At 64.9% G+C, this 26,659-nt stretch carries 21 protein-coding genes; 3 read left to right on the forward strand and 18 right to left on the reverse strand.

Going from position 1 to position 26,659, the window contains the following annotated elements:
• Positions 1-185: 185 nt before the first annotated feature.
• The 3 genes from ACE3UG_RS19620 to ACE3UG_RS19630 all read right to left on the reverse strand — a co-directional run bounded on the left by ACE3UG_RS19620 (position 186) and on the right by ACE3UG_RS19630 (position 3,000).
• A complete protein-coding gene (locus ACE3UG_RS19620; RefSeq protein ID WP_374627021.1) occupies positions 186-947 on the reverse strand; it encodes a peptidylprolyl isomerase in 762 nt (253 codons plus the stop codon).
• 34 nt (positions 948-981) lie between these two features.
• Positions 982-1,131 carry a hypothetical protein gene (locus ACE3UG_RS19625; protein ID WP_374627023.1) on the reverse strand — a complete coding sequence of 50 codons (150 nt, stop codon included), beginning with the start codon at positions 1,129-1,131 and terminating at the stop codon, positions 982-984.
• Between the two features lie 192 nt (positions 1,132-1,323).
• Positions 1,324-3,000, reverse strand: coding sequence for a DEAD/DEAH box helicase (locus tag ACE3UG_RS19630; protein ID WP_374627025.1), 1,677 nt, complete (start codon positions 2,998-3,000; stop codon positions 1,324-1,326).
• 363 nt (positions 3,001-3,363) lie between these two features.
• Here ACE3UG_RS19630 and ACE3UG_RS19635 point away from each other — a divergent pair, with 363 nt between their 5' ends.
• Positions 3,364-4,278 carry a LysR substrate-binding domain-containing protein gene (locus tag ACE3UG_RS19635; RefSeq protein ID WP_374627027.1) on the forward strand — a complete coding sequence of 305 codons (915 nt, stop codon included), beginning with the start codon at positions 3,364-3,366 and terminating at the stop codon, positions 4,276-4,278.
• Positions 4,279-4,321: 43 nt separating this feature from the next.
• On the opposite strand, the gene ACE3UG_RS19640 is transcribed toward ACE3UG_RS19635, so the two are convergent.
• The 3 genes from ACE3UG_RS19640 to mprF form a co-directional block, all read right to left on the reverse strand.
• On the reverse strand, positions 4,322-5,629 hold the full coding sequence (locus ACE3UG_RS19640) for a solute carrier family 23 protein (protein ID WP_374627029.1): 1,308 nt from the start codon (positions 5,627-5,629) through the stop codon (positions 4,322-4,324).
• 148 nt (positions 5,630-5,777) lie between these two features.
• The gene (locus tag ACE3UG_RS19645) at positions 5,778-7,445 is read right to left on the reverse strand and encodes a virulence factor family protein (protein ID WP_374627031.1); all 1,668 of its coding nucleotides are present in this window, start codon (positions 7,443-7,445) and stop codon (positions 5,778-5,780) included.
• 104 nt (positions 7,446-7,549) lie between these two features.
• Complete coding sequence (gene mprF / locus ACE3UG_RS19650; RefSeq protein ID WP_374627033.1) at positions 7,550-10,270, reverse strand: bifunctional lysylphosphatidylglycerol flippase/synthetase MprF; 2,721 nt, start codon at positions 10,268-10,270, stop codon at positions 7,550-7,552.
• A 470-nt stretch (positions 10,271-10,740) separates the two neighbouring features.
• Here mprF and ACE3UG_RS19655 point away from each other — a divergent pair, with 470 nt between their 5' ends.
• The gene (locus ACE3UG_RS19655) at positions 10,741-12,021 is read left to right on the forward strand and encodes a serine hydrolase domain-containing protein (protein ID WP_374627035.1); all 1,281 of its coding nucleotides are present in this window, start codon (positions 10,741-10,743) and stop codon (positions 12,019-12,021) included.
• Here the strand turns inward: ACE3UG_RS19655 and ACE3UG_RS19660 are convergent.
• The 11 genes from ACE3UG_RS19660 to ACE3UG_RS19710 form a co-directional block, all read right to left on the reverse strand.
• Positions 11,993-12,322, reverse strand: a complete 330-nt coding sequence (locus ACE3UG_RS19660; RefSeq protein WP_374627037.1) for a GIY-YIG nuclease family protein — start codon at positions 12,320-12,322, stop codon at positions 11,993-11,995. The genes ACE3UG_RS19655 and ACE3UG_RS19660 overlap by 29 nt on opposite strands.
• Before the next feature lie 492 nt (positions 12,323-12,814).
• Positions 12,815-13,282: a hypothetical protein gene (locus ACE3UG_RS19665; protein ID WP_374627039.1), complete on the reverse strand. Its 468-nt coding sequence runs from the start codon at positions 13,280-13,282 to the stop codon at positions 12,815-12,817.
• A 4-nt stretch (positions 13,283-13,286) separates the two neighbouring features.
• Positions 13,287-13,961 (reverse strand): hypothetical protein, encoded by a 675-nt coding sequence (locus tag ACE3UG_RS19670; RefSeq protein ID WP_374627041.1) that lies wholly within the window; start codon positions 13,959-13,961, stop codon positions 13,287-13,289.
• A 59-nt stretch (positions 13,962-14,020) separates the two neighbouring features.
• Positions 14,021-15,523 carry a type III secretion system translocon subunit SctE gene (sctE, locus tag ACE3UG_RS19675; RefSeq protein ID WP_374627043.1) on the reverse strand — a complete coding sequence of 501 codons (1,503 nt, stop codon included), beginning with the start codon at positions 15,521-15,523 and terminating at the stop codon, positions 14,021-14,023.
• Positions 15,520-16,035, reverse strand: coding sequence for a tetratricopeptide repeat protein (locus tag ACE3UG_RS19680; RefSeq protein ID WP_374627045.1), 516 nt, complete (start codon positions 16,033-16,035; stop codon positions 15,520-15,522). Before ACE3UG_RS19680 ends, sctE begins: the two co-directional genes overlap by 4 nt.
• Entirely contained in the window at positions 16,032-16,661 is a 630-nt protein-coding gene (locus tag ACE3UG_RS19685; protein ID WP_374627047.1) for a hypothetical protein, read from the reverse strand. The genes ACE3UG_RS19680 and ACE3UG_RS19685 overlap by 4 nt, the downstream gene beginning before the upstream one ends.
• Before the next feature lie 83 nt (positions 16,662-16,744).
• A complete protein-coding gene (locus ACE3UG_RS19690; RefSeq protein ID WP_374627049.1) occupies positions 16,745-17,269 on the reverse strand; it encodes a hypothetical protein in 525 nt (174 codons plus the stop codon).
• 13 nt (positions 17,270-17,282) lie between these two features.
• The gene (locus tag ACE3UG_RS19695; protein ID WP_374627051.1) at positions 17,283-17,693 is read right to left on the reverse strand and encodes a hypothetical protein; all 411 of its coding nucleotides are present in this window, start codon (positions 17,691-17,693) and stop codon (positions 17,283-17,285) included.
• Between the two features lie 158 nt (positions 17,694-17,851).
• Complete coding sequence (locus ACE3UG_RS19700; RefSeq protein WP_374627053.1) at positions 17,852-21,544, reverse strand: hydantoinase B/oxoprolinase family protein; 3,693 nt, start codon at positions 21,542-21,544, stop codon at positions 17,852-17,854.
• 231 nt (positions 21,545-21,775) lie between these two features.
• Entirely contained in the window at positions 21,776-23,098 is a 1,323-nt protein-coding gene (locus ACE3UG_RS19705) for an MFS transporter (protein ID WP_374627055.1), read from the reverse strand.
• A 430-nt stretch (positions 23,099-23,528) separates the two neighbouring features.
• Complete coding sequence (locus ACE3UG_RS19710) at positions 23,529-24,350, reverse strand: putative hydro-lyase (protein ID WP_374627058.1); 822 nt, start codon at positions 24,348-24,350, stop codon at positions 23,529-23,531.
• Positions 24,351-24,566: 216 nt separating this feature from the next.
• On the opposite strand from ACE3UG_RS19710, the gene ACE3UG_RS19715 reads away from it, so the two are divergent.
• Positions 24,567-25,499 carry a LysR family transcriptional regulator gene (locus tag ACE3UG_RS19715; protein WP_374627060.1) on the forward strand — a complete coding sequence of 311 codons (933 nt, stop codon included), beginning with the start codon at positions 24,567-24,569 and terminating at the stop codon, positions 25,497-25,499.
• A 98-nt stretch (positions 25,500-25,597) separates the two neighbouring features.
• Here the strand turns inward: ACE3UG_RS19715 and ACE3UG_RS19720 are convergent, their stop codons facing one another.
• Entirely contained in the window at positions 25,598-26,416 is an 819-nt protein-coding gene (locus tag ACE3UG_RS19720; RefSeq protein ID WP_374627062.1) for a 2OG-Fe(II) oxygenase, read from the reverse strand.
• Positions 26,417-26,659 lie beyond the last annotated feature (243 nt).

The following is a 26,659-nucleotide window of genomic DNA, read 5'->3' on the forward strand; positions in this document are numbered from 1 at the left end:
GGGGCTGGGGTTGGCTGCGCGCGCGCGGGCCCCCCGAAAAACAACCAGGGTCTGTTTTCTGACCACCAAACAACCCCCCCCTCGGCGGTAAAACTCGATCGTCTCGATTTACGAAATCAGCTCATCGCGGCGCACATCCCCTTACGCTACGTCGTCCAACCGGCACTGGGCGGGCGCACTGCCTGTTACTGCAAGCGCAGCGGTGCCTCATTGTCATTGGCGCCGCGAATCTCGGCGGCCCCGGCGAGCAGCGCCACATAGTGACGCAGCGCACGCACACGCGCTTGTTCATACAATTGCGCAGCGATGCGCTCGGCCACGCGCTCGAAGGGCGGCATCCGCCCCTTCACCCGCCGCTCGATACGCACGACGTGAAACCCGTAGCGTGTGTTGACGAGCCTCGGCAACACGCCCAGCCGGTCGCCCGAGAACAGCACCAACTCGAACTCCGGCGCGCCACTGCCACGTGCGAGCATGCCAAGGCTGCCCCCGGCGCGGCCCGACGGACAATCCGACATCGTCTGCGCAACCGACTCGAACGAAGCCGGCTCGGCGAGCACGGCATCGAGCGCCGATTGCGCCCGCGCCAACGTCGTGGACAGCGGCACACCGGCCGACATTGCAAACAGGATATGGCTCGCCTGCACCCTGTCGCCGACGCGAAACTGTCCCGCGTGTTCGTGGAAGTAGGCGCGGCATTCGGCTTCGGTCGGGCAACGCACCTCCACGTCGCGCCTGAAAAGCGCGTCGACAATGGCGTCGTCGCTCGCATTGGACACATCGGCTTCGGCAAACAGCCGCAAATCGCGCGCGCGTTGGCGCAGCAACTCGCGGCGCACGAGCGCATGTTGAGCGGCCGCTTCCGGATCGGCCGCGTCTCGATGCTGATCGATCTCGTCGGCAACGCAGCGTGCGTCAATGACGATACCGTTGACACGCAAAGACATAACGGACTCCCACCAAAACATTCACTGCCACCGGTCACGCACGCCCGTGACCAAGCCGCAGCGGCGCGTCGCACGTCGTGTGCGATGCATCGCTGCCGGTGTCGCTCACGTCGGTCAGGTCGGTCAGGTCGGTCAGGTCGGTACGTAGGATTACGCCCGATGGGCGTGCGGGGAAAGCGACCACGGCCGAGCGCCGCGATGCGGATTCACGCCCCGCCGCGAACGGTATATCGATGTTGTAGGTGATGCGCGTCAGAAAGGCAAATGCCTACGACGCCGATGTACGAACGCGTTGCGCGTTGCACACACTCGCGCGCGGCGCAGCGCCCTCGCAATGCTGGGCTGCGCGCACGTGCTCGATACCTTGAACGAGCGCTCAGGCTCGCTTCGGCTTGCCCATCAACAAAGCCCCGCCAGCGCCGTCGCGACGCGCCGGGCGCGAACCGCGCTGAGCGAAGTCGCCCCGCGCTGCGCCATCGCCTTGCACGCGCTGGCCGCTTTGGCCATCGCGGCTATCGCGGCCCTGGCGCGGTGCACCGGCGCCCTGCGCAACGCGTGCTGGCGCGCGTTGCGCATCGCCCTGACGCTTGGACGGCTGAGCCGGGCTGCGTTGCTGCGCCCCTTGACCCACGTTCGCGACGTTGATGCCGTTGCCGACATTCCCGCCATTCCCGCCATTCCCGCCATTCCCACCGTTCCCACCGCTGCCGCCCTTGCGCCCTCCCCGCTCGCCTTCACGACGCGCCTTCGGCTCACTGCCCTGACGCGCGCCACGTCCACCGTCGCGCGGCTCACGGGCTTCGCGCGGCGCGCGTGCCGGCTGGCGCGCTTCGTCGTCGCTGCGTCCGCCACGTCCACCGGCACCGCGGCCTTGCTGATTCTTGCGGATCGGTTGCGCCACGGCGTGCGGATCCGGGTCGAAGCCAGGAATCACTTCGCGCTCGATGGTGCGCTTGATCAGACGTTCGATCTGCGTGAGCAGTTGGTGCTCGTCCACGCACACGAGCGAGACGGCCTCGCCGTTCGCGCCTGCGCGCCCCGTGCGGCCGATACGGTGCACATAGTCTTCCGCCACTTCCGGCAGATCGAAATTGACCACATGCGGCAGTTGGTCGATATCGATGCCGCGCGCCGCGATGTCGGTCGCGACGAGCACCTGCAACGTGCCACTCTTGAATTCGGCGAGCGCACGCGTACGGGCGCCCTGACTCTTGTTGCCGTGGATGGCGAGCGCCGGAATGCCCCCCTTCGTCAACTGCTCGGCCAGACGGTTGGCGCCATGTTTGGTACGCGTGAACACGAGCACCTGGAACCAGTTGTGCTCGCGCACGAGGTGTTCGAGCAGTTCGCGCTTGCGGTCGCGATCGACCGGGTGAATCTTCTGCGCAACCGTCTCGGCTGTCGTGTTGCGGCGCGCCACTTCGATGAGCGCGGGCGACTTGAGCAAGCCGTCGGCCAGTTGCTTGATTTCGTCGGAGAACGTGGCCGAGAACAGCAGGTTCTGACGTTTCGCGGGCAGCACCGCCAGCACGCGGCGGATATCGCGGATGAAGCCCATGTCGAGCATGCGGTCGGCTTCGTCGAGCACGAGAATCTCGACGCCGGACAGGTCGATCGTCTTCTGCTGTATGTGATCGAGCAGACGCCCGGGTGTGGCGACGAGAATGTCGACGCCGCGCGCCAATTGCTTGACCTGCGGCACCATCGACACCCCACCGAACACGGTCATGGACGTGAGGCGCAGGTACTTGCCGTATTGCGTGACGCTTTCCTCGACCTGAGCGGCCAGCTCACGCGTGGGCGCCAGCACGAGTGCTCGCACCGTGCGCTTGCCATTCGCCGTCGCTGCTCGCGGGCGCGAGGAGAGCATCTGCAAGATGGGCAGCGTGAAGCCTGCCGTCTTGCCGGTCCCGGTCTGGGCGCCGGCGAGCAGATCGCCGCCTTGCAGGACAGCCGGGATCGCTTTGAGTTGAATCGGAGTCGGGTCCGTATAGCCGAGGTCGGCAACGGCACGCAGGATGTCGGCCGACAGGCCGAGCGTTTCAAAAGACATATAAAGACCAATGCGCGGACGCCACGATGTGTGTCCCCGCGCGTTTCGATGTTGTTTTTTCTGGTGGAATGCCCGCGTCGGGCGTGCGACAGGCATCGCGCGCGTAGGGGCGATGCACCGAAAGACGCCGGCAAGACGACCCGCCGACGAATGAAATCAAGCGGCTTGGCGGGCGAGGCCGTCGCGGGTACGGCCGTGTCTTGAAAGTGGGTAGTTTAACATGCGCCCTTTCCCAAGTCAGTCTGCATCGCAATTCATTCCCCCGTGAGTGTCGATATTCGGACTTTCCACTGCGCGCCACCGCGCCTGCGGCCGAGCCGCTACACTGACGCCATTGTCCTCGAAGCCCCTGCGGCCTGCCCCGTGCGATTCGACCTGACCGATCTGCGTCTGTGCCTGTTGGTGGCCGAAGCCGGCAGCATCACCGGGGGTGCCGAGCGCGCCCACCTGACGTTGGCCTCTGCGAGCGCGCGAATACGCGGCCTGGAAGAGACGCTGGGGGTTGCGCTCTTCATGCGCCACCCCCAGGGCGTGATTCCGACACCCGCCGGACGCGCCCTGCTCGCGCATGCGCAGCGCGTGCTCGGCCAGATCGAACAGATGCGCGGCGAACTCGGCGAATACGCGGCCGGGCTCAAGGGCAATGTGCGCATTGCGTCCAACACGGTGGCGATGTCCGAGTTCCTGCCGGATCTGCTCGGGGCGTACCTCGCCGAGCATCCGGGCGTCGAAATTTCGCTGCGTGAGCAGACGAGTTCGGCCGTCGTGCAAGCGGTCCTTGAAGGCGCGGCCGACATTGGCGTGGTTTCGGACTGGATCGAATTGACGGGACTCGAGACGGTCCCGTTCCGGCAAGACCGGCTGGTCGTCGTCACGCCGCCGGGCCACGCATTGGCCGCGCGGCATGAAGCGGCCTTCATCGACGTACTGAATTCCGAGTTCATCGGCCTGACCGGGCCAAGCGCGCTGGCCGAGCATCTCGACGGGCACGCGCGGCGGGCCGGACGGCCATTGCGCTACCGTCTGCGTCTGCGAGACTTCGACAGCCTGTGCCGCGCGGTGGCAGCGGGCGCCGCGCTGGGGATCGTGCCCCTGAGCGCCGCCCGGCGGGCGGCCGACTCGCTGGGCGTTGGCGTCGTGCCCCTCTCGGACCCATGGGCGCTGCGCATGCTGGTGTTGTGCGTGCGCGAGCGTGACGCCCTCCCCGTTCACGCCCGACACCTGCTCGAACGGCTGCAGACAACGCCTGCCGCACCCGATCGACCCAGCACGACCTGAGCGCCGTGGCGGACGGGGGCCACGCCTGCGCGGCGCAACGAATTTACATCGCCGCCGGTGTCGATGCCTCGCGTCCGCGCAGCAGCGCGTAGAGAATGATCGCGCCAAACGTGGCGCAGCCAATGCCGCCGAGCGAGAAATTGCCGAACTTCAGCGTGAAGTCGCCCGCACCGAGCACCAGCGTGACGGCGGCCACGATCAGGTTGCGGTTGTCCGAGAAATCGACCTTGTTTTGCACCCAGATGCGCGCGCCGGCCACCGTGATCAGACCGAACACCACGATCGACACGCCACCCAGCACCGGTCCGGGAATCGTCTGGATGACGGCGCCGAACTTCGGCGAAAAGCCCAACACCAGCGCGATCACCGCCGCCACCGCGAACACGAGCGTGGAGTAGATCTTCGTGACGGCCATCACGCCGATGTTCTCGGCATACGTCGTCACGCCCGTGCCCCCCACACTGCCCGACACGATGGTCGCCAGCCCGTCGCCGAGGAACGCGCGGCCCATGTAGCGATCGAGGTTTTGTCCGGTCATGGCGCTCACCGCCTTGATGTGCCCAAGATTCTCCGCCACCAGAATGATGGCGATGGGGGCAAGCAGCACCATCGCTTCGGGTTTGAACACCGGGGCGGCGAAGTGCGGCAGGCCGAACCACGCGGCGTGGGCCACGAGGGCGAAGTCGATCGGCTTGCCAAGGCCCATGCCGTTGGTCAACACGGCGTACAGAAGATAGGCGAGCAGCAGGCCCACGAGAATCAGCAGACGCTGCACCATGCCGCGCGCCAACACCGCCACGAGGCCGACGCACAGCACCGTCGCCAAGGCCATCCACGTATCGAAGCTCGTGCCCGAGACACCCTTCACGGCAACGGGGGCGAGGTTCAGGCCGATGACGGCGACCACCGCTCCCGTCACGACCGGCGGCATGAGCGCCTCGATCCAGCGGGTGCCGACGGCCATCACGATCAAGCCGATAATGGCGTACACCACGCCGCAGGCAATGATCCCGCCGAGCGCCACCGGAATATTCAGATTCGGTCCGCTGCCCGCATAGCCCGTCACCGAGATCACAAGGCCGATGAAGGCGAAGCTGGAGCCGAGATAGCTGGGTACGCGTCCGCCGACGAGCACGAAAAAGAGCAGCGTGCCGATGCCCGACATGAGGATCGCGAGGTTCGGATCGAAACCCATGAGTAGCGGTGCGAGCACGGTCGAGCCGAACATGGCCACCACGTGCTGCACGCCCATCGCGAGCGTCTGCGGCCAGGCCAGACGCTCATCGGGGGCGATCACGCGGCCGGAAGCCGTGTCCTGTTGCCGCCACTTCGGGAAATAACCCTCTGCCATGTCGATCTTCTCCTGTGTGTCGTGCCGTATCGTGCAGAACGTGCGGAACGTGGGTCGATGGAAAACTGGCGGCAGTGTACGGAGCGTGCGCACGGAAGGCAAGGCGAGACGCCGAGATAGCGCCGCCCGCCATCGCGCCGTCACCCCATCAACGCTTGGCAACCCCCTGGAGAATCGCATCGGCCAGTGCGGTGTAGTTCCCGTCGAAATGATGTCCGCCGGGCATCTTGACGACCTGGACACGCTTGGGATCGAGCCCCGGACAGTTGCTATCGTCCTCGTCGGCCCCGTAGATGCACATTGCCATCCCGTCCGGCAGACGCTCCACCTCCGGGCGAATCGGCAGACCGTTCTGGCTCGACATCACCCAGTTGGTCATGCGAAATTCGAAATCGGCCTTCTGCCCGAGCCCCATCAGCACGAGCAGCCCGACACGCTCGCGCGCCGCGGGCGAGAGACGATTGACCATGAACGGCAACACATCGGCCCCTTGCGAATAGCCGATCAGGATCACGCGCTTCTTGTTCCAGCGGGTCTGGTAGAAGCGCATGAGGCGGTCGATGTCGAGTGCACCGGACGCCGGCGTGCGCGCCGACCAGAAATAGCGCAGCGAATCGACGCCCACCACGGGAATGCCGTGCGCGGAGAGCGCACCCGCCACCTCCCGGTCGAGTCCGGCCCAGCCGCCGTCGCCCGACAGCAGAATGGCAAACGTGTCCGTCATGTCCGCGGCGGGCTTGCCCGTGGCCGGCACCTCGACGATCGGCAGGTCGGCCACTGCGGCAGGCGGCCGGGCCGTTCCCGCCGCATGATGGGCGTTCAGACGGCGAAACGCGTTCTTGTACTGCGTCAGCCAATCGGCCAGCACAGGGGTGGACGCGGCGCCGGTCGCAGGCGTCCCGTCGGCCGTGTCCATGGCGCCCAGACTGCCCGCGAGCCCTCCCACGAGCCAATTCGAGTTCGGCGTGCGCGCGGCGAATTCCTGCGCCACATAATCCGCGCAGCGCGGCGCCCGCGCGGCGTGAGCGCCCACCGGGCCCCCCATCACCAGCCACGGCGCGCTCATGACGGGCGCGGGCAGCAAGCGCATCGGCGCGCCACCGGCCGTATGGGTGATGCCGCGTGCGAAGTGCACGCCCTCGCCCTGACACAGGGGCACGGACATCGGCAACACCGGGCAGAAGTCGACCGACAGCGCACCCGAGAACGTCTCGCTTCCCGCCTGCGCGAGCATCGCGTAGGCGAACGTGCCGCCCACCCCATCGCCAACGAGTATCGGCGGCGTGTAGCCGGGCAGCTTGACGGCCGCCTCCACCCATCGGCCGAAGTTGTCGAGATCGCCCGCCGCGTAGATGCACGCGATGTCGTCTTTCGCGTAATTCGCCCTCAACCGCGCGGTATCGATGCCGGCCACAAGTGCCCCCGTGTCCGCAAGGGCGCGCGCCATGCGTTCGGCGCGCGGCGTCCAGCCGTCGTCGTCCGAGAAGAAGAGCACGGTCGCGTTCGGCTCGCCTTGCGGGCGGAAGATGGGCACATCCTCGAAGCGGCCGTGCGTCAGGATCTCCGGGGCGGCGCGCCCGGCGCCCGGCGACGCCCCCACAGCGCCGGCCACCGGCATGACCGGTGCGGGCACGCTGGACGCCACCGCCGGCGGCAGCGCGGCCGGCCCGGCGTTGGAGAACGACTTGAGCACGTCCGCCCGACTGCCCGGTGCTTGCCCTTGCCCTTGCCCTTGCCCTTGCGTGGGCGCCTGGGCCAACGCCGCGACCGGCGCCATCGTCACTGCCCATGTCGCCGCCCACGTCGCGGCGCTCACCGCGATGCGCCGCACCCAGGGTGGCGTGCCACTACCGCTCGCTCGCCCGCGCGATCTCGCGTGCTCTTGGTCTGTCCTGCCGCGCATCGCCATCGTCTGCCCTGTCATTTCGTCATCATTCCTTTCCAGCCGCCCCCCACAAGCGCCGCCACGTCGGCCAGCGTGAGCATCGGCGCGATGCCGCCCGCCGTCATCAGATAACGCGCCTCCCACTGCGGATCGAATTTTTCCTTGAAGCTGCGCAGTCCGCGGAAGTTATAGAAGCGCGCACCATGCGCGAACATCAGGCGACCGAAGCGATGCCATCGCGACGCGAGCTGATGCGTCTGCATGCCCGACATCGGCGCCATGCCGAGGCCGAAGCGTTGATAGCCCTGCGCCTTGAAATGCAGCATCAGCTTCGCGAACAGGAAGTCCATCGTGCCGGGCGGCGCATCGGGCACCTGCCGCATCAGGTCGATGCTCGCTTCGATGCGCTGAACGTCGGGACACATCAACGTGGCAAACGCGACGAGACGGCCCTCGCGACGCACGAGCGCCACCGGCTGACGCGCGACGTAAGCGTCGGTGAACGCGCCGAGCGAGAAGCCCTTCTCGCGCGTGTGCTGCCGCGAGAGCCAGGCGTCTGACACGCGTCGCATGTCTGCGAGGTGCGGCGCGACGTCCTCGGGCGGCACGATCTCCAGCGTCAGCCCTTCGCGCTCGCCGCGTGTCATTCCATGGCGCAGATTGGCGCGACGCGCCCCTTGCAAACCGAATTCCGGCAACGATACGAACGCCTCCTCACCGAGTTTGAAGGCGCGCAGTCCGGCATCGATGTACAGCGGCAACGCCTGCGGACGCGTCTTGTAGAAGGCGGCGCGTCCGCCATGCGCGTCGGCCAGCTCGATGAAGCGCCAGATCAGTTCGGGCCACTCCTTCTGATCGCCGACCGGGTCCGAGAGCGACACCCATGAACGGCGATGCTTCGCGTACATGATGAACGCGTTGCCCGACGGCGAGAACAGGAAGCTCTTGTCGCCCATGAGCGCCAGGCAGGCGTCGGCGGCCGGTTGCTTGCGGATGATCGCCCGCGCACGCGCGAGTTCCTCCTCGCTTGCGGGCACCGTCACGCCAGCGGACTGACGCAGCAGTTGCCACAGCGATAACCCCAATCCGATCACGGCCACGACCATCAATGCGCGCATGGAACGCGGCGCGTCGCCATCGAACGTGAACTGCCACCAGAGCCGGTTGGCGTAACCCACACGCCGATACGACATGAACATCAGCCACGTACACGCCCCCAGCACCGAGAGCACCGCAATGATCCACCCCGGCTCGAATGTCTGCGTGAACAGCGACGAACGCCGGTCGAACTGTTTGCGCGAGACGAGCAGCAGCGTGGCGAGCACGGCCAGGACGAAACACTCCGATAGCGCGATGCCCTTCGGAATCGCGAGCACGGCGGCGATGATCGTCAACCCGAACGAGCACCACCACGCGGCATCGAGGCGATGCAGCAGACCGCGCGCGAGGAACAGCATCGAAAGACCTGCCACGCTGCCGAGCAGATGCGACACCTCGACCAGGAACAGCGGGACATGATGGCGCAGGAAATCTTCCGCGTCGCGCGTAGCGGGTGTCACGCCGGAGATCAGCAGCATCACCCCGGCAACCAGCGTCAGCGCAGCCAGCAGACCCGGGAAGAGACGCACCGCCGCACGCCCGATCGATGCCGCCGGGCCTTGCCGCAACTCGAATCCGGCGAGCAGGCATGCGGCGAGCATCAACGGCAGCAGGTAGTAGATCCCCCGATAGAGCACCAGCGCGCCCGCTACCTGACTGATAGGCGCGTGCCCGTTCGTCGCGAGCAGAATCACCGCCTCGAACACCCCCACGCCGCCAGGCACGTGGCTGAGCACGCCAAGCGCCATGGCAATGGCATAGAAGACGACGAAGGTCGGCAGATCCACCACCCCCGCTGGCAGCAGACACCACAACGCCGCCGCCGCCATGCCGAGATCCGCCGCCGAGATCAGCAACTGGCGCAATGCGAGTCGTAGCGGCGGCAGCGGGATCGGCCAGCGATTGAAGAGCGAGACCGTGCGCTTGCGGGCGCACAGCACCAGAAACGCCGCAACGCCCGCGAGCAGCAGCAAGGCGAGCGCCTGCAACAACCACGCCGGGATCGGCACCAGCGCCGAGACGCGTGATGCCCCCCACAACATGCCGAGCGAGCCAAACACCGTCATGCCGAGACCGAACGCCCCCGCGTTGAAGGCCACGGCCTGAGCGACCTTCGACGCGTCTACGCCTGCGGCTGCATACATCCGCATGCGCACAGTACCTCCGGTGAGCACCCCAAGACCGACGGAGTTGCCCAACGCGTAGGCAATAAACGACGTGAGCACAACGGTCGAGCGCTTGACCGTCGCCCCGGCGAAGCGCAACCCGGAGATGTCGTACCCCGCGAGCGCCGCGTAACTCGCCAGCGTTGCCAGCATGGCAAGCACGAGGCGCGTCACTGGCGTGTCGTGGATTTCGGCGACGATGTCGTCGTAATGCACATGGCGCAGCATGTGATGCAGCGCATCGAAGACGAAAAGGCCGAGCAGGACGACACCGGCCGCAATCAGCCAGGGGCGCGCCGTGCTCCACGGAACGCGCCGCAGCCATCGCAAGGCGGCGGGCAAGGCAAGCCAGGCGGCCTCGCCGGGCGGCGGCTCGGGGGGGTCGCCGCCGGCCCCGCCCGTGGCGGATGCCGCAGCGGTGACCATCGGAAGCGCCACGGAGGAAGTCGCATCGGCGGGCCGGCTCGGGCCCGCGCGAGAGGGTTCAGTCATGTATCGGTCGATCCTTCAGCCGGCACGACGCCCCCTGTGGGACGCCGCTCCCTCCCTATGGGCGGGTCAGAGCCTGTCAGGGCGATAGATTACACCGCGATGCGTGACAGGTCTTGTGGATGACGGCGGGCGAACCCGCCGTCGGGCCGGGTGCGCCCCGTCCGGCGGGCCATCCCGGCCGATCGCTCACCACGCGAGAGAATTTCTGCGGCGCAGCATCGATGACGGCTCGCCCGCCATCCCCGCCGCGCGGGCCAGCCCCGGCGCGATTGCGTCCCACCATGGGAATCTGCGCGCGATATCAGCAACTTAATGTAAAATACCGGGTTTTTAATGGGTGCTTGCACGAAGTTTTTCTAAACTTCGGATTCGAGTATCGCCGCAATGCGGTATGTGCGCACACCGAACCTTTCTGACTCCAAAGAGAGTCGATTCGCGGTTCGAAGCATCGTGCGCGGGGGGAATTGAGAATGAACGTCGAACGGCACGGCCGTCCGGCAGGGGCATGTCTGACCACGTCGTTGGCATTACGAGGCGATTCACGTGCCATCGTGCGTGCCATGGGGCGAGCCGGTGCGTCTGTGCGCCGCGCAGCCCAGGTTGTCCTGCTCGGCGCGGCCACGTTGATGATGGCGGGCCATGCGCTCGCGCAAACCCAAACTGCGTCGTCGGCCATTGCCGCGAGCACGACCGACACCGTCGTCGCGCTGCCGTCGTCCGATACGCCCACGGCGATCCGGCCGGCCGCACCGATCGGTCAGTCGACGCTCACGCAGGGCGTGGCGCAGCTCAAGGAACGCTACAACCTGTCGCACGTCTGGCTGCGCACCGAATCGGATGCCGGTGTGGGGCTCGAAGCCGCCACGCCGGGCGACGACGTCCGGCGGTTGCTGCCCGTGGCCAGTCTGTCGAAGTCGGTCACGGCCATCGGCATCGCGCTGCTGGTGCAACAGGGCAAACTCTCGCTCGACGCCAAGCTGGGCGATCTGCTCGACGCTTACTCGAAACAGCACGGCAAGCCGCTCGATCCGTCACTGCGCGAGTTGACCGTACGACGCCTGCTCGCGCATCGCGCGGGGCTCCCCACGAATGGCTTCAACGATCCGGTCAACGGCCTGTTCAGCGGACTCGCCATTCGGCGGGTCGGCGGCAGCGCGGACTTCTTCAACTATCTCGACGCGGGCGAAGCCGGGCATTCGAGCGGCAAGTCCGATTTCGTCTACTCCAACGTGTCCTACCTGTTGCTCGGCATGGTGATCGAAGCGGTCTCCGGCGAGGACTACAAGGACTTCTGCGAGAAATACATCTTCGCACCGCTCGGCGTCACCGATGCCAAGTTGCCGGAGAGTTGGCGTTTGCTTGCACCGTTCGCCGGGTGGCAAATGTCGACCGGAGCGCTGCTCAAGGTTTGGCGCGTGTTCGACATTCGTCGACCGAGTCTGCTCACGGAAAACACACTGCGAACGCTGCTGCTCGACAAGCGGTCCGGCCCGGTCAACGCCGATCGCAACGTGTACTACACGCTCGGGGTGTTCATGCTCCCGGGCGCGGGCGAGCGTAGCTACCGCATCAGTCACGACGGCATTGCCGACTTCTTCCGCACACAGTCGACCTACTACACCGTGGTGGAGAAGACCGTGCCGGGCGACAGTTGGGCGCTCGTGGTATCCCCCATTCCGTCGCGCGGCCAATTTGGCGCACTTCAGCGCGATGTGCGCCGGATCATTCGTCAGGCACGGCTGGTGCCTTGAGGCTTACGGGGACGCAGCCGTCCCCGAAATCGCACGCGAACCTGCCCGCAATCAGCGCACGCTTCTGCAAGGCGCTCAGTTGCTTGACCCGGTATTCGGCGCGTGAGGCCGCCGAGCGGTCGGCAAACGCGAGCGACAGCAGAATTCGTGACGGCGGATAAGCACGCGTGAAACGCGCACCCTTGCCCGCGACGTGGGCCGCGTAACGCGCGTCCACGTCGATGGCGATGCCAGTGTAGATGCGTCCGCCTGCGCACTCCAGCAAGTAGAGGAACCAGGGCTTCGATGCTGCGGCAGTCATGGCTTCGCCCGCGCCTTACGCATGAGTTCGCGCAACGACCGACGTCGTGCGACACCGCGCAGTGCGCGGCGTGGTAGAGAGGCGAGCGCACGGCGCAAGCGCGATTACGGAGCGTGACATGTTCGCGAGGATCGGGGTGACGCCAACGGAGTCGCTAGCATACGATATACCCGCCGCGATGCAAGCGGTTCGGGATCGCCCTGCTTGCACCGTAGCGCCCCGCTCTGCGCGCGCTTCGACCGGCTTTGACCCGCTTCGACCCGCTTTGACCGGTTTTACCCCCTCAGAGCGGCAAGCGCCATGACCGCACCCGCTCGCCGCCCTCCCGAAACCGACACCCCGCCAGCCATTCGCCACGGAGGCAGTGCGTCGCGCGCTTCCGAGGTCACGCGGGCGGGCACCTGCCTGATGCGTCGTCCAGATGGCGCTTGCGCTCTCCGGGCGTACCTGCGTCGTCGAAGGACGGCGCGGACGCACCGACCTCGTGTGAGGTCAGCACTCGGAGGTGCGGTGGTGGGGCACGTGGCGAGACGTGAGCCGGTCGTGTTCGCGACAGAAGACGAGCCATCGGTCGCCGTCCTCGTCGCGCCAGAATGCGCCCTCGCGCTCGAGCACCGCACCAAGACGCAAGCGAATATTGCGAAGGCGCGTGTCGCTCACACCGGGCAGAATCATCCCGCGCACGTAGCTGACGTGGGGCACCGTGCGCAACAGTGTGCGAACCAACTGGCAGAAGCGACGCACGACGTGCTCGCTTCCCTTCGCCTCCGCGTCGAGCCGTAAATCGGTAATCGTCAGGACGAAACCGGCCGCGACTTTATCGAGACGATGGCAGAGGGACAGTTCACCGTTCTCGGCGCGCTGTCCCAGCGTGATGTGCGTGCGCTCGCAGACTTCGACGCGCGCCGTAAAACGGTGAGTCCGGAAAAATGCCGCAACGGCGCGCTCGCAGACTGTCATGGGCTTATCGGATGGTGTCGTACATCTTCGTGACCTGCTGCCCGATCATGCCGTACATCGAGCGCGACACGTCGCGGATATCGGCGCTCGTCGCGTCGATTCGTTGACGCAGCCGATCGTTGGTACGACGCGCCTCTTCGGTCAGCGACATTTCGAATTCGCCAAGCACATCGTTGTCGCGTCCGGCGAGCGATTCGTTGTTCGACACGACATCGAACGGCGACTTCACGAACTGACTGAACCCCTTCGTCGTTTCGCCGACAGCGGTGCCGACCGTTCTCAGCGCGCCCAGCTCACCGCCAAAGCCTGCGGCCCCGGACCCAACGCCCCCGATCAGCGAGAAGGTGCCCGAGACGATACCGCCAATGGCGGAATGCAGTCCGGCGTTGTAGTGCGACTGGTTGGCGTGGTATTTCTCGCTGCGCGCCGTCAGACCGCGTTCGAAGACGTTCGCGTCGTGACGGGTGCGAAACGCCTGGTCGGTATTGCGCTCGGCAATTCGCATGGCGAGAAACAAAGCGATAAGCGTTTGTGCGGACTGAAGCCCGTCGGCCTTCTCGCGAATGCGCGGCACCGCGGCCGAACCCTCGGCGCCAGATACGGCACGTCGCTGCACGTCGGATGCAGCACTGTCCGTCTGACGCTGAATCGGGAACGTCGAATTCAATGCAATAGTCATGTCATCACTCCGTAAATCGTCGACGCAGGAAATAGCGCGCCTGGGAAGTCACTGTCGGCTCACGCCCTGGCGAGCGAAGCCGCCATTCGAATACGCATCTCGCCGGTTTTCTGCACTTGCTCGCCCGCCGATACTGCAATGTCGTTCTGCTGACCGATAAGCGTCTCCATGGATTTCGCGGTCCGTTTCTTGTCGTCCCCGTTCATCTGCATGAGCATCTGCAACCACATCATGTCGACGGCGAGGTCGCGCGCTTCGAGTTGAAGCTTCGAGCGCTGCACGCCGACAACGCCCTGTCCGAGCGCGTTTGCGCCGGCGAACACCCCGCGCACGGCGGTCGAGAGCGACCACGACCCGCGGGCCAGCGCAAAGTACCCTTGCGTGTTCATGCCCGACGTGAACGATTTTGTCAGGCCCTTGGCGGTCACGCTCTTGCCCTTGGCCACCTGCTTCGCGGCATTCTTCACCACTTTGTCGAAGGCGCGCGAGGCCATCTGCTCGACCATCTGCTGCGTGAATTGCTCCGCCATGCGATTGAAGCCGGCCTTCGCGAGCCTGCGCGCGCCTTGCGTGCCGCTTTGCAGCAGCGAACGGCCCACGCGCTTGCCGACCTCGTTGCCGACCACGAAGCCGATCTCGGAGACCACACGTGTCTTGATCGCCCCGACGGCGGCCTTGTCGCCCGACTTGACCGCTTGCTCCAGCGCCTCACCCGCGCCCGACTTGAACACGCGACTCGCCGCTTTGGTCGTCGCCCGCTTGGCGAGGAAGCCCTTGATCGAAGTGCCGAAGCCGATGACCATGCCGAGCATTTGAAATGCCAACTGGGCGTGCCCCCATTTCGCGGCTTCCTTCTCGTGGTAATCGGCGTTCTTCGGGTCGACCAGCGCCATCGTCTTGTGAAACGCCGCCCCGAGTCCGGCAATGCCCGAGCCGACATCCGCCACGCCGCCCGCGATCATGAGCGGGTTCATCGTGAGCACGCCCGTCACCACCTTGACCGCGCCGACGACCACGTCGACCGCCGCGATGAGCCAGTCGAACACCACGCCAAAGATGCCGCCCTTGCGTGCTTCGTTCGCGTCCTTCGTCTTCGCGTCCATTTGCTCGCGAAACTTCTGGATGTCCTCCTGACGCAACTTCTCCTGCCGCACGCCCAACAACTCAAGCGCGCGCTGCGTGGACTTTGCCGTGTCGCCCAACGCGTCCATCGCGAGCATCGACGCCATCATCGCGAGCGTGGACGGATCGACGTTCTCGAGTGCCGACAGGTCCGTAGCACCTTGCGAATTGGACGAGCGCAAGGCATTTTGCGCCAGCCCGGTGCCTGCGGCGAAGAGGCGATTCAGCAGGCGCGCGAACGCGCCGTCGGCGTCGCGCCAATCGGCGCCGGTCGTCGTGTCCGGCGCGAAGTCCTCGGTGCGAAGCCAGTCGGTTTGCTCGCGTCGTTTGCGCGCGGCATCGGCCGGTTCGACCGCTTCGTCTGCGGCAGCGGGTACATCGGCGACGCTACCGGTCCAGGCCGGCACATACCCGGCGCGCGGGAATTGGATGACTGTCATGTTGTTTGAGGTTCCGAAGAGACATTCAACGCGTCGCGTCGCGCGCGAGCCGAGCGCGCCAATGCTTCGTGCTGAGGCAGTTGGCCGCACACGCGCAGCGTGGCGTCATACGACTTGCGAGCGAATTCCCGATTGCCCGTATGCTCGTAGCTCATCCCGGCGAGGTACGGCAAACGCGGGTCCGCGACGCGAATCACGCCGGCCTTCGCGAAGCACGGCAGTGCCTGCTCATGCTGCCCGAGTCGCTGGTAACAAAGCCCGAGCCCGTACCAATCGTCGAACGACCATTGATCGAGCGTGGCAAGGACGAAGTACACGCGTTGCGCGGCAGCGATCTGGCCTTGCGCGAAGCGCTGCGCGGCATGCGCGCGCACGCGCGCCAGATCGTCCTCATCGAGATCGGCCAGCATTCGCAACGCGCCGCCGCTTTCGAAGAATCGCGAAAGAACGGCTTGCGCTTCGTCTGCGTCCAACGCCGACGGCGCGGCTTCCGGGGGCGTTGGCGTGCTCACGTTCGCATCGACCCGTTGATCTGATTGAGTTGCGAGCCCTGTGAGCTGTAGATCGTATTCACCAGCGTGGACGCGCCGTTGTACTCCTGAAGTTTCTTGTTGATCTTGATCTGGTCGACGGTACGGCTGTCGGACGCCTGTTCGGTGAATCCTTCCGCAGCAGCTTTGAGCGAGCGCAGGTCTGCCGCCGAGTATTGCGCATTGCCGCCCGTGGGGGTTGTATAACCGGTCTCACCGACTCGCTTGGTGCGCCCCTCCCATTGCATCATCGTCTTCTTCGTACCGTCGTCATACACAGTGATCTCGATGCTGTGCTTGTCGAAGAAGGCGCGAATGCCATCGCCGACCAACTTCTTCTTCGACGTGTCCGAGCCAATGTCGTTGATCAGCGATTCGATCTGGTTCGACACCTCGCGGGCCTCCTGCCCCTCCTTCTGACGGCGCTGCATCTCCTGAATCATGTGCTGTGCTTCGCCGTTGTTCATCTCCATCATCAGCATCGCGTATTGCGCGAGCGTTCCGTGAAAGTCGAGCGACTTCGTGACGCCACCGACGTTGACTTCACGCGTAAGACCGGTTTGCGGGGGAACGAAGCGAGGAGGGACATACCGCTGGATAGTCGTCATGAGGTTTACATCCTGATGTGAGTGAAATCAAAGCTGGGAAAACGAACGGTCAACAACGCACGACAGTGCGTGTGCACCGAGGCTCAGATGCTGTTCACGATCTTCTTCGTGACTTCGCCAAGCCTCGCGATCACGGCGTTGTAGAGCGTGAGCGTGTTGTCGTAGCTGGTCACGAAGCGCTTGAGTTGGATCTGCTCGCTGGTGCTCGACGTGCGATCGGTCAGCGCCAGCGACTGAAGCCGCGACGCGAGGGTCTGTAGACTTTCGGCATCGAGCGGCTCGGCGGCGGCCTGCGGCGACACAAGCTCGTGCTCGGCAGCGAAGTCGCGCAACGCCTGCGGCAGCGCCTCCCGCGTCGCGCCAGTCGAAGCACGCTGCGCCAACGCACTCGCCAGCGTTGCAAACTCGCCGGCTTCCCGAGCGACGTTCACACGTGTCTGCGCCGAAGCAAGCCACGTATCGGCCATCGATTGCAAGGCGCTCAATCGCTCCTGGGCAACGCTCATCGTCGAGAGCAGCGGGTTCTGGGAAGCGGCGGAGGTCGTACCGATTGCTGAGATGCCGTAGGCGTATGTGTGTGGCGACGCGCCGGAGATTCGATCGATCATGCCGAACCTCGTCTCAGGCGCACACGCGGCGTACGACTGGCGCACGCTTCGCGGGAGATGTTGCGGAGTCATGGAGCGGCACGGGCGCGTCGGCTCGCATCCGCTCGATGGTGTGTGCAAGCGCGGCGCTCATGCGCCGGATCTCGCGCTCGTCGCGTTGAAATGCCTCGCTCTCGACCAGGGCTTCAAGCCGCTTGAGCTTTTCGCGGGCATCGGGCGTGCCGGCCGCTTCGAGACGCGCCACTTCATCGAGCACCGCCTGATATTCCTGCATCTGGCGGTGCAATTTTCGCCCGGCCATCTGCATTTCGGCGCAGGCACGTTCGTATTGAACGAGCAGATCGCCAGGTGCGCCCGTATTCGGTTCGGCCGACGCAGCCGACGCGTGGGGAGAAGTGGGGGGGTGTTGCAACGGGTCAGACATATAAGCGCCTCCGTATGTTGCGGTCAGTCACTCAAGACATAACGCATCGTACGAAGACGCTCGACACACGCCTTTGCAAAGGCAGCATTCCCTTCCGGTATCACGCCCTGCTTCAGCGAATTCCCATCCGCAAGGCGTGCCTATCTACGACAAATCGCTCACGCGACGCCAAAGCCGCCCCCTCCCGGCGTCTCGACGACGAAGATGTCGCCCGGCTGCATTTGTGTCCGGCCGATGTGCGCCAACGCCTCGCGGGTGCCATCCACGCGCTCGACGTAGTTCACGCCTAATGCCCCCACCGCACCGCCCTGTGCCCCGAACGGTGCATGCACACGATTGTTGGAGAGAATCGAGGCGGTCATCGGCGTGAGAAAGCGAATGCGCCGCACGGCACCGTTGCCGCCATGCCAGCGTCCCGCGCCGCCCGAGCCGAGGCGAATCCGGTGACTCTCCAGGCGCACCGGATAGCGCCATTCGAGCACCTCCGGATCGGTCAGACGCGAGTTCGTCATGTGCGTCTGCACGGCGTCGGCCCCGTGGAAGCCCTCGCCCGCACCGCTGCCGCCCGCGATGGTCTCGTAATACTGGTACGTCTCGTTGCCGAACGTGAAGTTGTTCATCGTGCCCTGACTCGACGCCACACGTCCTAGCGCACCGTAGAGTGCGTTGGTGATGGCAGACGAGGTTTCCACGTTGCCGGACACCACGGCCGCCGGATAGACGGGATTGAGCATCGAGCCCTGCGGCACGATTACCGTCAGCGGCTTCAGGCAACCGGCATTGAGCGGAATGTCGTCGTCGACCAGCGTGCGGAAGACATACAGCACGGCGGCCATGCATACGGCACGCGGCGCGTTGAAGTTGTTTGGCAACTGCGCCGACGTGCCCGTGAAATCGATGGTCGCGCCGTGCGTCGCGTGATCGACGCGCACGGCGACTTCGATCACCGCGCCGTTGTCGAGTGCATAGCGATAGTGCCCGTCGGCCAGCGCGCCGATCACACGCCGCACGGCGGCTTCGGCGTTGTCCTGAACATGCCCCATGTAGGCGAGCACGACATCTCGTCCGAACTCACTCACCATGCGCCGCAGTTCGTCGACGCCCTTCTGGTTCGCGGCCACTTGCGCACGCAGGTCGGCCATGTTCTGGTCGATGTTGCGCGCCGGGTAGCGTGCACCGGCCAGCAGCGCGCGGGTTTCGCGATCGCGCAACTCGCCTGCCGCGACCAGTTGCCAGTTATCGATGAGCACGCCCTCTTCTTCGACGTGCGTCGAGTCCGGCGGCATCGATCCCGGCGTGATGCCGCCGATATCCGCGTGATGGCCGCGCGAGCCGACATAGAAGAGCGGCTCGCTCGCACCGCCTCCCTCACCGCCCTCACCACCGACAAACACCGGCGTAATCACCGTCACGTCCGGCAGGTGTGTTCCCCCATGATAGGGATCGTTGAGCATGAAGACGTCGCCCTCGCGCATCGTGCCGCGATTGCGTTCGATCACGGTCTTGATGCTCTCGCCCATCGATCCCAGATGCACCGGCATGTGCGGCGCATTGGCGATGAGATTGCCCTCGCGATCGAACAAGGCGCAAGAGAAGTCCAGACGTTCCTTGATATTGACCGAGTACGCCGTGTTCTGAAGACGCAGCCCCATCTGCTCGGCGATCGACATGAAGAGATTGTTGAAGATCTCGAGGCGCACCGGGTCGGCTTGCGTTCCTCGCGCCCCCGCGTCGCGCTGCATTGCACGCTGCATGGCGCGCGGCACTACCCGCGCGAGCACGAGGTTGCCCTGCGCACTCATCTGCGCCTGCCAGCCCGGTTCGACCACCGTTGTGCCGCTCTGCTCGGCGACGATCGCCGGTCCGTCGATGATGTCACCCGCGAGCAACGTGTCGCGGGCAAACAGCGCCGCTTCGTGCCACGCGCCGCTGGCGTAGAGCTTCACATGATCGACCGCCTGCGGCGCCCCGGACAGGCGGGTCGGGAGCGGCGCGATGTCGACAGGGGCGTCCGAGCGGCCGATGGCTTCGACCGATGCGACTTCGACAATCAGCGCCGCACCGTCCATCAGGAACGAGTAGCGTTGGCGATACGCGGCTTCGAATGCGTCACGCATCTGCGCGACGCTGCCGAACGGCACGGCGATCGCCGAATCGGTGCCCGCGTACCGCACGTGAACGCGACGCACCGTCTCGATGCGCGACGTCGGCACGCCCTGAGCGAGCAAGAGGTTCACCGCTTCGTCGGCGAGTGCGCCGAGCGCGTCGTTCAGCGCGGCCAGGCCCTCGTCCGACAGCGGCGCTTCGATCATGCGCTCGCGCATCGCCGTCTGATCCGCAAGTCCCATACCGTAGGCGGAGAGCACCCCGGCGAGCGGATGCGCGAAGACCTTCGTCATCCCGAGCGCGTCGGCGACGCCGCAGGCGTGCTGACCGCCCGCGCCGCCGAACGTCGTCAGCACATAGCGGCTGACGTCGTGGCCGCGCTGCACCGAGATTTTCTTGATGGCATTGGCCATGCTGCCGATGGCGATTTCGAGGAAGCCTTCGGCGAGGGCTTCCGGTGTCTGACGTCGCCCCGTGGCCTGTTCGATCTCGGCGGCCAGCGCGGTGAACTTCGCGACCACGACATCGCGGTCGAGCGGGGCATCGGCGTTCGGGCCGAACACCTTCGGGAAATGTGCGGGCTGAATCTTGCCGAGCATGACGTTGCAGTCGGTGACCGTGAGGGGTCCGCCGCGCCGGTAGGCCGCTGGCCCCGGATTGGCGCCGGCCGAATCCGGCCCCACGCGCAGGCGCGTGCCGTCGAACGACAGGACCGACCCGCCGCCGGCGGCCACGGTGTGAATGCTCATCATCGGCGCACGCATGCGCACCCCGGCGACCTGCGTCTCGAATACGCGCTCGAACTCGCCGTTGTAATGCGAGACGTCGGTGGATGTACCGCCCATGTCGAAGCCGATCACCCGGTCGAAGCCGGCCGCGCTCGACGCACGCACCATGCCGACGATGCCGCCCGCCGGGCCGGACAGAATGGCGTCCTTGCCCTGGAAGTTGTCGGCGCGCGTGAGTCCGCCGCTGCTCTGCATGAACTGAAGATTGACGCCCGGCATCTCCTGCGCGACCTGCTCGACGTAGCGCCGCAGGATCGGCGACAGATAGGCGTCGACGACGGTCGTGTCGCCGCGCGAGACGAGCTTCATGAGCGGCGAGACTTCGTGCGAGACGGAGACCTGCGTGAAGCCCAACGCACGCGCCATCGTCGCCAGCGCCTTTTCGTGCGCCTGGTAGCGATACCCGTGCATCAGGACGATGGCGAGCGCGCGAATCCCCTTGGCGTAGACCGCTTCGAGCGCGCTGCGCGTTGCATCGAGGTCCAGTTCGCGCACGACTTCGCCGTGAGCGCCGACACGCTCGTCGATCTCCACGACTTCCGCATACAGCGCTTCGGGCAACGCGATGTCGAGATCGAACAGACGCGGCCGATTCTGGTACGCGATGCGCAGCGCGTCGCGAAAGCCCAGCGTCGTGACGAGTGCGAGCGGCTCGCCCTTGCGTTCGAGCAGCGCGTTGGTCGCAACGGTCGTCCCCATCTTCACCATTTCGACGCGGTCGGGTGTGATCGGCGTGCCGGGAGCAAGGTCAAGCAGATGACGGATGCCTGCGACGGCGGCGTCGCGATACTGTTCGGGGTTTTCGGAGAGCAGCTTGTGCGTGACGAGCGTGCCGTCCGGGCGGCGCGCCACGATATCGGTGAAGGTGCCGCCACGGTCAATCCAGAACTGCCAGCGAGACGCGGTCTGATGCGCGGGCGCGCGGTTTTGGGCGGGAGGTGTGAGGGCGTTCGTCATGGGGTCACTCGCAAAGCAATGGTCAAACGAGAATCGAAGGGGTGACGGCGCGGGGGCACCGTCGACATGCGTGTTGGCGAAGGGCGCACGTATCCCGAGGGCGGCCCCGTCCGAGGTTGCCGGACGGGGGCCGCACACTGGCAACGTTCGCTATCGGGTTAGTTGAAGGGAAGTGCTTGGGCGCGGCAGCGACGGCTGCCGCGGTGGTTCATTGGTGCACGCTTGCCCGCGTCACTGGGGGCTCGCCTCGATCGCGTCGAGCTCGCGGCCGCGGGTCTCGGGAAGCGTGAGCGCGGCGACGATCAGCACGCCGTAGGCCACACCGGCGAAGATGCCGATGGTTGTGCCCAGACCGTACTGTTTCGAGAGCATGCCGATCAGGAACGGGAACAGGGCGCCAACGGCACGGCCAACGTTGTAGCAGAAGCCCTGGCCCGAGCCACGCACTCGCGTCGGGAAGAGTTCGGTCAGGAACGCACCCATGCCGCTGAAGATGCCCGACGAGAAGAAGCCGAGCGGGAAGCCGAGCCAGAACATGGCGCTATCGGTCATGGGCAGCGACGTGTACGAGAACGCGATCACCATCGAGCCCACGGCGAACAGAATGAAGTTCGGCTTGCGTCCGATCCGGTCCGTCAGATAGGAGCTGGCCAGATAGCCGACCCACGAGCCGAAGATGATCATGGCGAGATAGCCGCCGGTGCCCATGACCGTGAGATGGCGCTCCGTTTTCAGGAACGTGGGCAACCACGTCGTGATGGCGTAGTAGCCGCCTTGCGCGCCGGTGGTCAGCAGCGCGGCGCGCAGCGTCGTCGTGAGCAGCGCCGGGCTGAAGATGGCCGCCAGGCCAGGGGTATCGTCCGACGACTGCTTGGCTTTTTCCTTCTGGTAGACCTCCGGCTCCTGCACGTAGCGACGGATGAAGAGCACGAGCAGTGCGGGCAGCAGACCGATCAGGAACAGCGCGCGCCATGCCATTTCGGCAGGCAGCAGCGAGAACAGGGCCGAATACAGAATGGCGGTCAGTCCCCAGCCGATGGCCCAGCCCGACTGCACGAGGCCGACCGCTTTGCCGCGATCGCGGGCGCGCATGACTTCCCCAATGAGCACGGCGCCTGCCGTCCATTCGCCGCCGAAGCCGAAGCCCATCAGCGCCCGCGCGGCGAGCAGTTGATGATAGTTCTGCGCAATGCCGCACAGACCGGTGAAGACCGCGAACCACAATACGGTGATCTGTAGCGTGCGTACGCGGCCGATGCGATCGGACAGAATGCCGGCCACCCATCCGCCGAGCGCGGAAGCGAGCAGCGTGAGCGTGCCGATGAAGCCGGCGTCTGCGAAGCTGATGCCCCACGTGGCGACCAGCGTCGGGATGACGAAGCTCAGCATCTGGGTGTCCATGCCGTCGAGCATGTAGCCGACCTTGCAGCTCCAGAACGCGCGTTTCTGGCGCGGCGTGGTGTCGGCATACCAGCCGAAGAGGCTGCCGCCCGTATCGGAGGGTGCGACGGAGGCCGTCGCAGCGGGGGGCGCGAGAGGGGTTTTGCTTTCCATGAGAAAAAGGCTCCGGTAATGTCCTGACTTGCCGTGTGATGTACCCGCGGGCCGCGCACTCCGATGGGCGTGTTGGGTCACCGGCAGGCAATGGCGGCCTGCCGCTTCCCGTCGTGGCGCGGTTCTTCTGTCCTGCCTGATGTTTCGGTGACGCTTCAGTAACGCTTCAGTAACGCTTCGGTAACGCTTCAACGACGATTCACTACTGGTACTTGCTCTGCGATGCTTGCTCTGCGGTACTTGCTTCTGTGGTACTTCGATGATGTTTCGGTGTTGCCTGCGTGATGCCGGCGTGTTGCCTGCGTGTTGCCTGCGTGTTGCCTGCGTGATGCCCGCGTGTTGCCTGAGTGATGCTCGGGTGATGCGCACGCGCTGTCGATCTTGCCGAGATGCAGTGCAACGCAGACGTTGCGCGATTGGCGATCAGAGATCAGAAAACGGCCAGCGACGCGTTCGGGATATCCGTCATCAGCATGTAGCCTGGCCGATGCGCGATCGCGAGCGGCAGTTTTGCTTCCATGAGCGCGGTCTGCGGTGTTACGCCGCAGGCCCAGTACACAGGCAGTTCGCCGTCGCGAATCGTGACGGCGTCGCCAAACTCGGGTTTGGCGAGGTCTTCGATACCCAACGCTGCCGGGTCGCCGATATGGATCGGTGCGCCGTGCACGCTGGGGAACCGGCTCGTGATCTGGACCGCGCGAATGGCGTCGGCGCCCGTCATGGGACGCATGGACACGACCAGTTCACCGCCGAACTTCCCGGCGCGCTCATTCGCGATGTTGGTGCGGTACATCGGTACGTTGCAGCCCTCTTCCACATGGCGCAGCGGAACGCCCGCCTTGGCCAGCATGTCTTCGAACGAGAACGAGCAGCCGATGGCAAAGACCACCAGATCGTTTTGCCAATCGTCGGCGAGGTTATCGACCTGCGCGGCGAGCTTGCCGTCGCGGTAGACGTTGTAGCCCGGCACGTCGGTGCGGATGTCCACGTCACGGCCCAGCGACGGCACATGCCATTGACCCGGCTCGCCCACGCCCAGCAGCGGGCAGGCCTTCGGGTTGCGCTGACAGAAGCGCAGGAAATCGTGCGCATGCGCCACCGGCAGGATAGCGAGGTTGGCTTGCGCGAAGTCGCCGCAGTACCCGGCGGTCGGTTTGCGGAATTGGCCACTGCGCACCGCCTGACGAAATGCAAAGGGCGTGATGGTGTCGCGTTGCGAGGCGAGGTCGTTGAGCGCGGCGGGATGGTTCATGACAGCTCCGGCGTTGAGGGGAGATGCGGGGGAGATGCGACGGCGGCATCGGATGGCTGAAGCATAGAAAGAAAAAAATATTGTCGCTAACGAGTTTTTATACGCGTCACCGTATAGAATTTCTTAACAACCTCACGGGTTTTCCCGAGGTATGGTGTCAATTTTTTTCATCGATGCGATGTCGATTTTGGGCACGCTCCCGGCCTGTCGAGTCTCATGAACACGCGATTTCTCGAAACCTTCGTCACGTTGGCGAAGCTGCGCAATTTCCGAGCGACGGCTGCAGCGCTGCACGCCACCCCGGCGGCGATCTCGCAACGACTCAAAGCGTTGGAAGAGGAGTTGAAGACGGCGCTCGTCGACCGCGACAGCCGCGAATTCCGGCTCACCCCGAACGGCGAATACTTGCTGGGTTACGCCAAGGCGGTGGTGGAGGCCGCGCGGCGTTTGCAAGCGGCGGCGACAGGCGAAAGTACCTTGCGAGGACGATTGAGACTTGGGGTGATCGAGACCGTCGTGCATAGTTGGCTGCCGCACTATCTACGACGACTTGCGGCCGATTACCCGACGTTGGAAGTCGAGCTGACGGTCGACGTTTCGGTGCAATTGCAGCGCCGCCTGATTGCCGACGAACTCGACCTCATCATTCGCGTGGAGGGCAGTGACGACAGCAGCGTGGTGTGCGACGCGCTCGCCAACTATCCGGTGCACTGGATTGCGCGCACGGGCATGTTTCCAAACATGCGCAGCGGACTGGCCAAGCAGGTGTTGCAGCACCCGATTCTGACCTACGGGCGCGGCACGGCGCCGCACCGCGCGTTGGAGGATATTGTGGCGAAGCTCGCGGGCGTGCATGGCGTGCCGCTCTCGGAGACACGCATTACGGGTTCGCCGTCGATTGCGGTGATCGTGCAGTTGGTGAGAGACGGCTTCGGGGTTGCGGCGATTCCGCGTCTGTTCGTCGACGATCTGATAGCGAGCGGTGAGGTCGCGGAATTGCCGTTGCAACCGGCGCCGCCGTCCATTGTGGTATCGATGTCGCGACGCGCCGATGCGCCGCTGTTCGTTCACGGTGCCGCCACGGCGGCACGCACCGCCTGCGCGGAGTACTGTCGCAAGAGCGACCGGCGGTTGGTGGAGTTGTTATAGCAGGAGGCGTAGCAGGACATTGCCGGAGATCAAGGCCAGAGCCTTGAGCATACAAACGTTCGGCGGGACCACACAGAGCCCTGCGCCGAACCATAACCTCACTGATCGTTGATCTGATCTTTGTTGCGACCTATACGGAACAGCTTCGAAACGGCATTGCGCAGCGCGTTGTCGACAGCGCCGACCGCACGCTTGCCCAGCTCGTTCGGACGGCCAGTAAACGACGTCACGTGAAAATACTCCGGCTCCTCCGGATCTGGCGAAACCTCCGAGAAGAAGTAATTCGAGACGCAGCATCGGGGTAGATCGACCTGGACTTGACTGACCGAATGCCACGAACGCTTGTTGGTTTCCATCACGATGAGACGATTAAACTTTGAGACAAGCGTCTGATTAACCTTGCAGTCCTCGTCCCACAGCTCGAAGTTACCGCCGTTTTCCAGCTTCCAATCGGGCGACACATAGTAGAGCAAATTCAGGCGACGAAAGCGCGCACGTGAAGCGTCGTGACTATTATCGAGGTGAGGATTCAGGAAGTCGCCCTCGAACATCATAGATAGGCCGCCCGCATATAGCGTGGGGTCAGGCTCGATCTGTGAAAATGACACGAGATCTGCCACTGCTTGAACGGTTTCCGGATCTTGGAATGCGTAAGTGATGTTTGCGAGAACCGGCTCATACTCGCTCAAGTGTGCGGACGTGCGCTTCTTCTCGCGGAATGAGTCGCGATTGAAAAATCCATTGCCGTCTTTCGGAAACGCGTCGTAAATCTGCCGCGCCAACGACTCAGGCAGCAGGTTATCGATGATGAAGTGACGCGTATTGGTTCCCACAGGATTCGCCCATTGCTCGCGGATATCCGCTCTATGTTCCTGCAACTTCGCCAAAATGAGCGAAATAAAGTCCGCTTTGTCCATTGCATTCTCCTGATGCTCGAAAATGGGAATGAGCTTTTGCCATAGATGAGATTCTATGCCATCCCTGAGATAGCCCGGGATTCGGGTTACCAACCCTAAATTGAGCTTGATCAAATGGTAATGCCCCCTGAAATCCACCGCTGGGAGAAGTAGAATTTTCTCGTTAAGAGGGAGTTCTGCAGATGAAGAAGTCAAGATTCACGGACAGCCAGATATTGGAGGCGCTCAAGCGCGCGGAGGCTG

The sequence above is a fragment of the Pandoraea sp. genome (assembly GCF_041919235.1).
Classification (GTDB): domain Bacteria; phylum Pseudomonadota; class Gammaproteobacteria; order Burkholderiales; family Burkholderiaceae; genus Pandoraea.

Coding starts and splice junctions, on each gene's coding strand:
- ACE3UG_RS19720 (WP_374627062.1), bottom strand. CDS start 26,416: ATGGACAAAGCGGACTTTATTTCGCTCATTTTGGCGAAGTTGCAGGAA.
- ACE3UG_RS19630 (WP_374627025.1), bottom strand. CDS start 3,000: ATGTCTTTTGAAACGCTCGGCCTGTCGGCCGACATCCTGCGTGCCGTT.
- ACE3UG_RS19620 (WP_374627021.1), bottom strand. CDS start 947: ATGTCTTTGCGTGTCAACGGTATCGTCATTGACGCACGCTGCGTTGCC.
- ACE3UG_RS19670 (WP_374627041.1), bottom strand. CDS start 13,961: ATGACTATTGCATTGAATTCGACGTTCCCGATTCAGCGTCAGACGGAC.
- sctE (WP_374627043.1), bottom strand. CDS start 15,523: ATGACAGTCATCCAATTCCCGCGCGCCGGGTATGTGCCGGCCTGGACC.
- ACE3UG_RS19655 (WP_374627035.1), top strand. CDS start 10,741: ATGAACGTCGAACGGCACGGCCGTCCGGCAGGGGCATGTCTGACCACG.
- ACE3UG_RS19710 (WP_374627058.1), bottom strand. CDS start 24,350: ATGAACCATCCCGCCGCGCTCAACGACCTCGCCTCGCAACGCGACACC.
- ACE3UG_RS19705 (WP_374627055.1), bottom strand. CDS start 23,098: ATGGAAAGCAAAACCCCTCTCGCGCCCCCCGCTGCGACGGCCTCCGTC.
- ACE3UG_RS19640 (WP_374627029.1), bottom strand. CDS start 5,629: ATGGCAGAGGGTTATTTCCCGAAGTGGCGGCAACAGGACACGGCTTCC.
- ACE3UG_RS19665 (WP_374627039.1), bottom strand. CDS start 13,282: ATGACAGTCTGCGAGCGCGCCGTTGCGGCATTTTTCCGGACTCACCGT.
- ACE3UG_RS19715 (WP_374627060.1), top strand. CDS start 24,567: ATGAACACGCGATTTCTCGAAACCTTCGTCACGTTGGCGAAGCTGCGC.
- ACE3UG_RS19685 (WP_374627047.1), bottom strand. CDS start 16,661: ATGACGACTATCCAGCGGTATGTCCCTCCTCGCTTCGTTCCCCCGCAA.
- ACE3UG_RS19700 (WP_374627053.1), bottom strand. CDS start 21,544: ATGACGAACGCCCTCACACCTCCCGCCCAAAACCGCGCGCCCGCGCAT.
- mprF (WP_374627033.1), bottom strand. CDS start 10,270: ATGACTGAACCCTCTCGCGCGGGCCCGAGCCGGCCCGCCGATGCGACT.
- ACE3UG_RS19660 (WP_374627037.1), bottom strand. CDS start 12,322: ATGACTGCCGCAGCATCGAAGCCCTGGTTCCTCTACTTGCTGGAGTGC.
- ACE3UG_RS19695 (WP_374627051.1), bottom strand. CDS start 17,693: ATGTCTGACCCGTTGCAACACCCCCCCACTTCTCCCCACGCGTCGGCT.
- ACE3UG_RS19690 (WP_374627049.1), bottom strand. CDS start 17,269: ATGATCGATCGAATCTCCGGCGCGTCGCCACACACATACGCCTACGGC.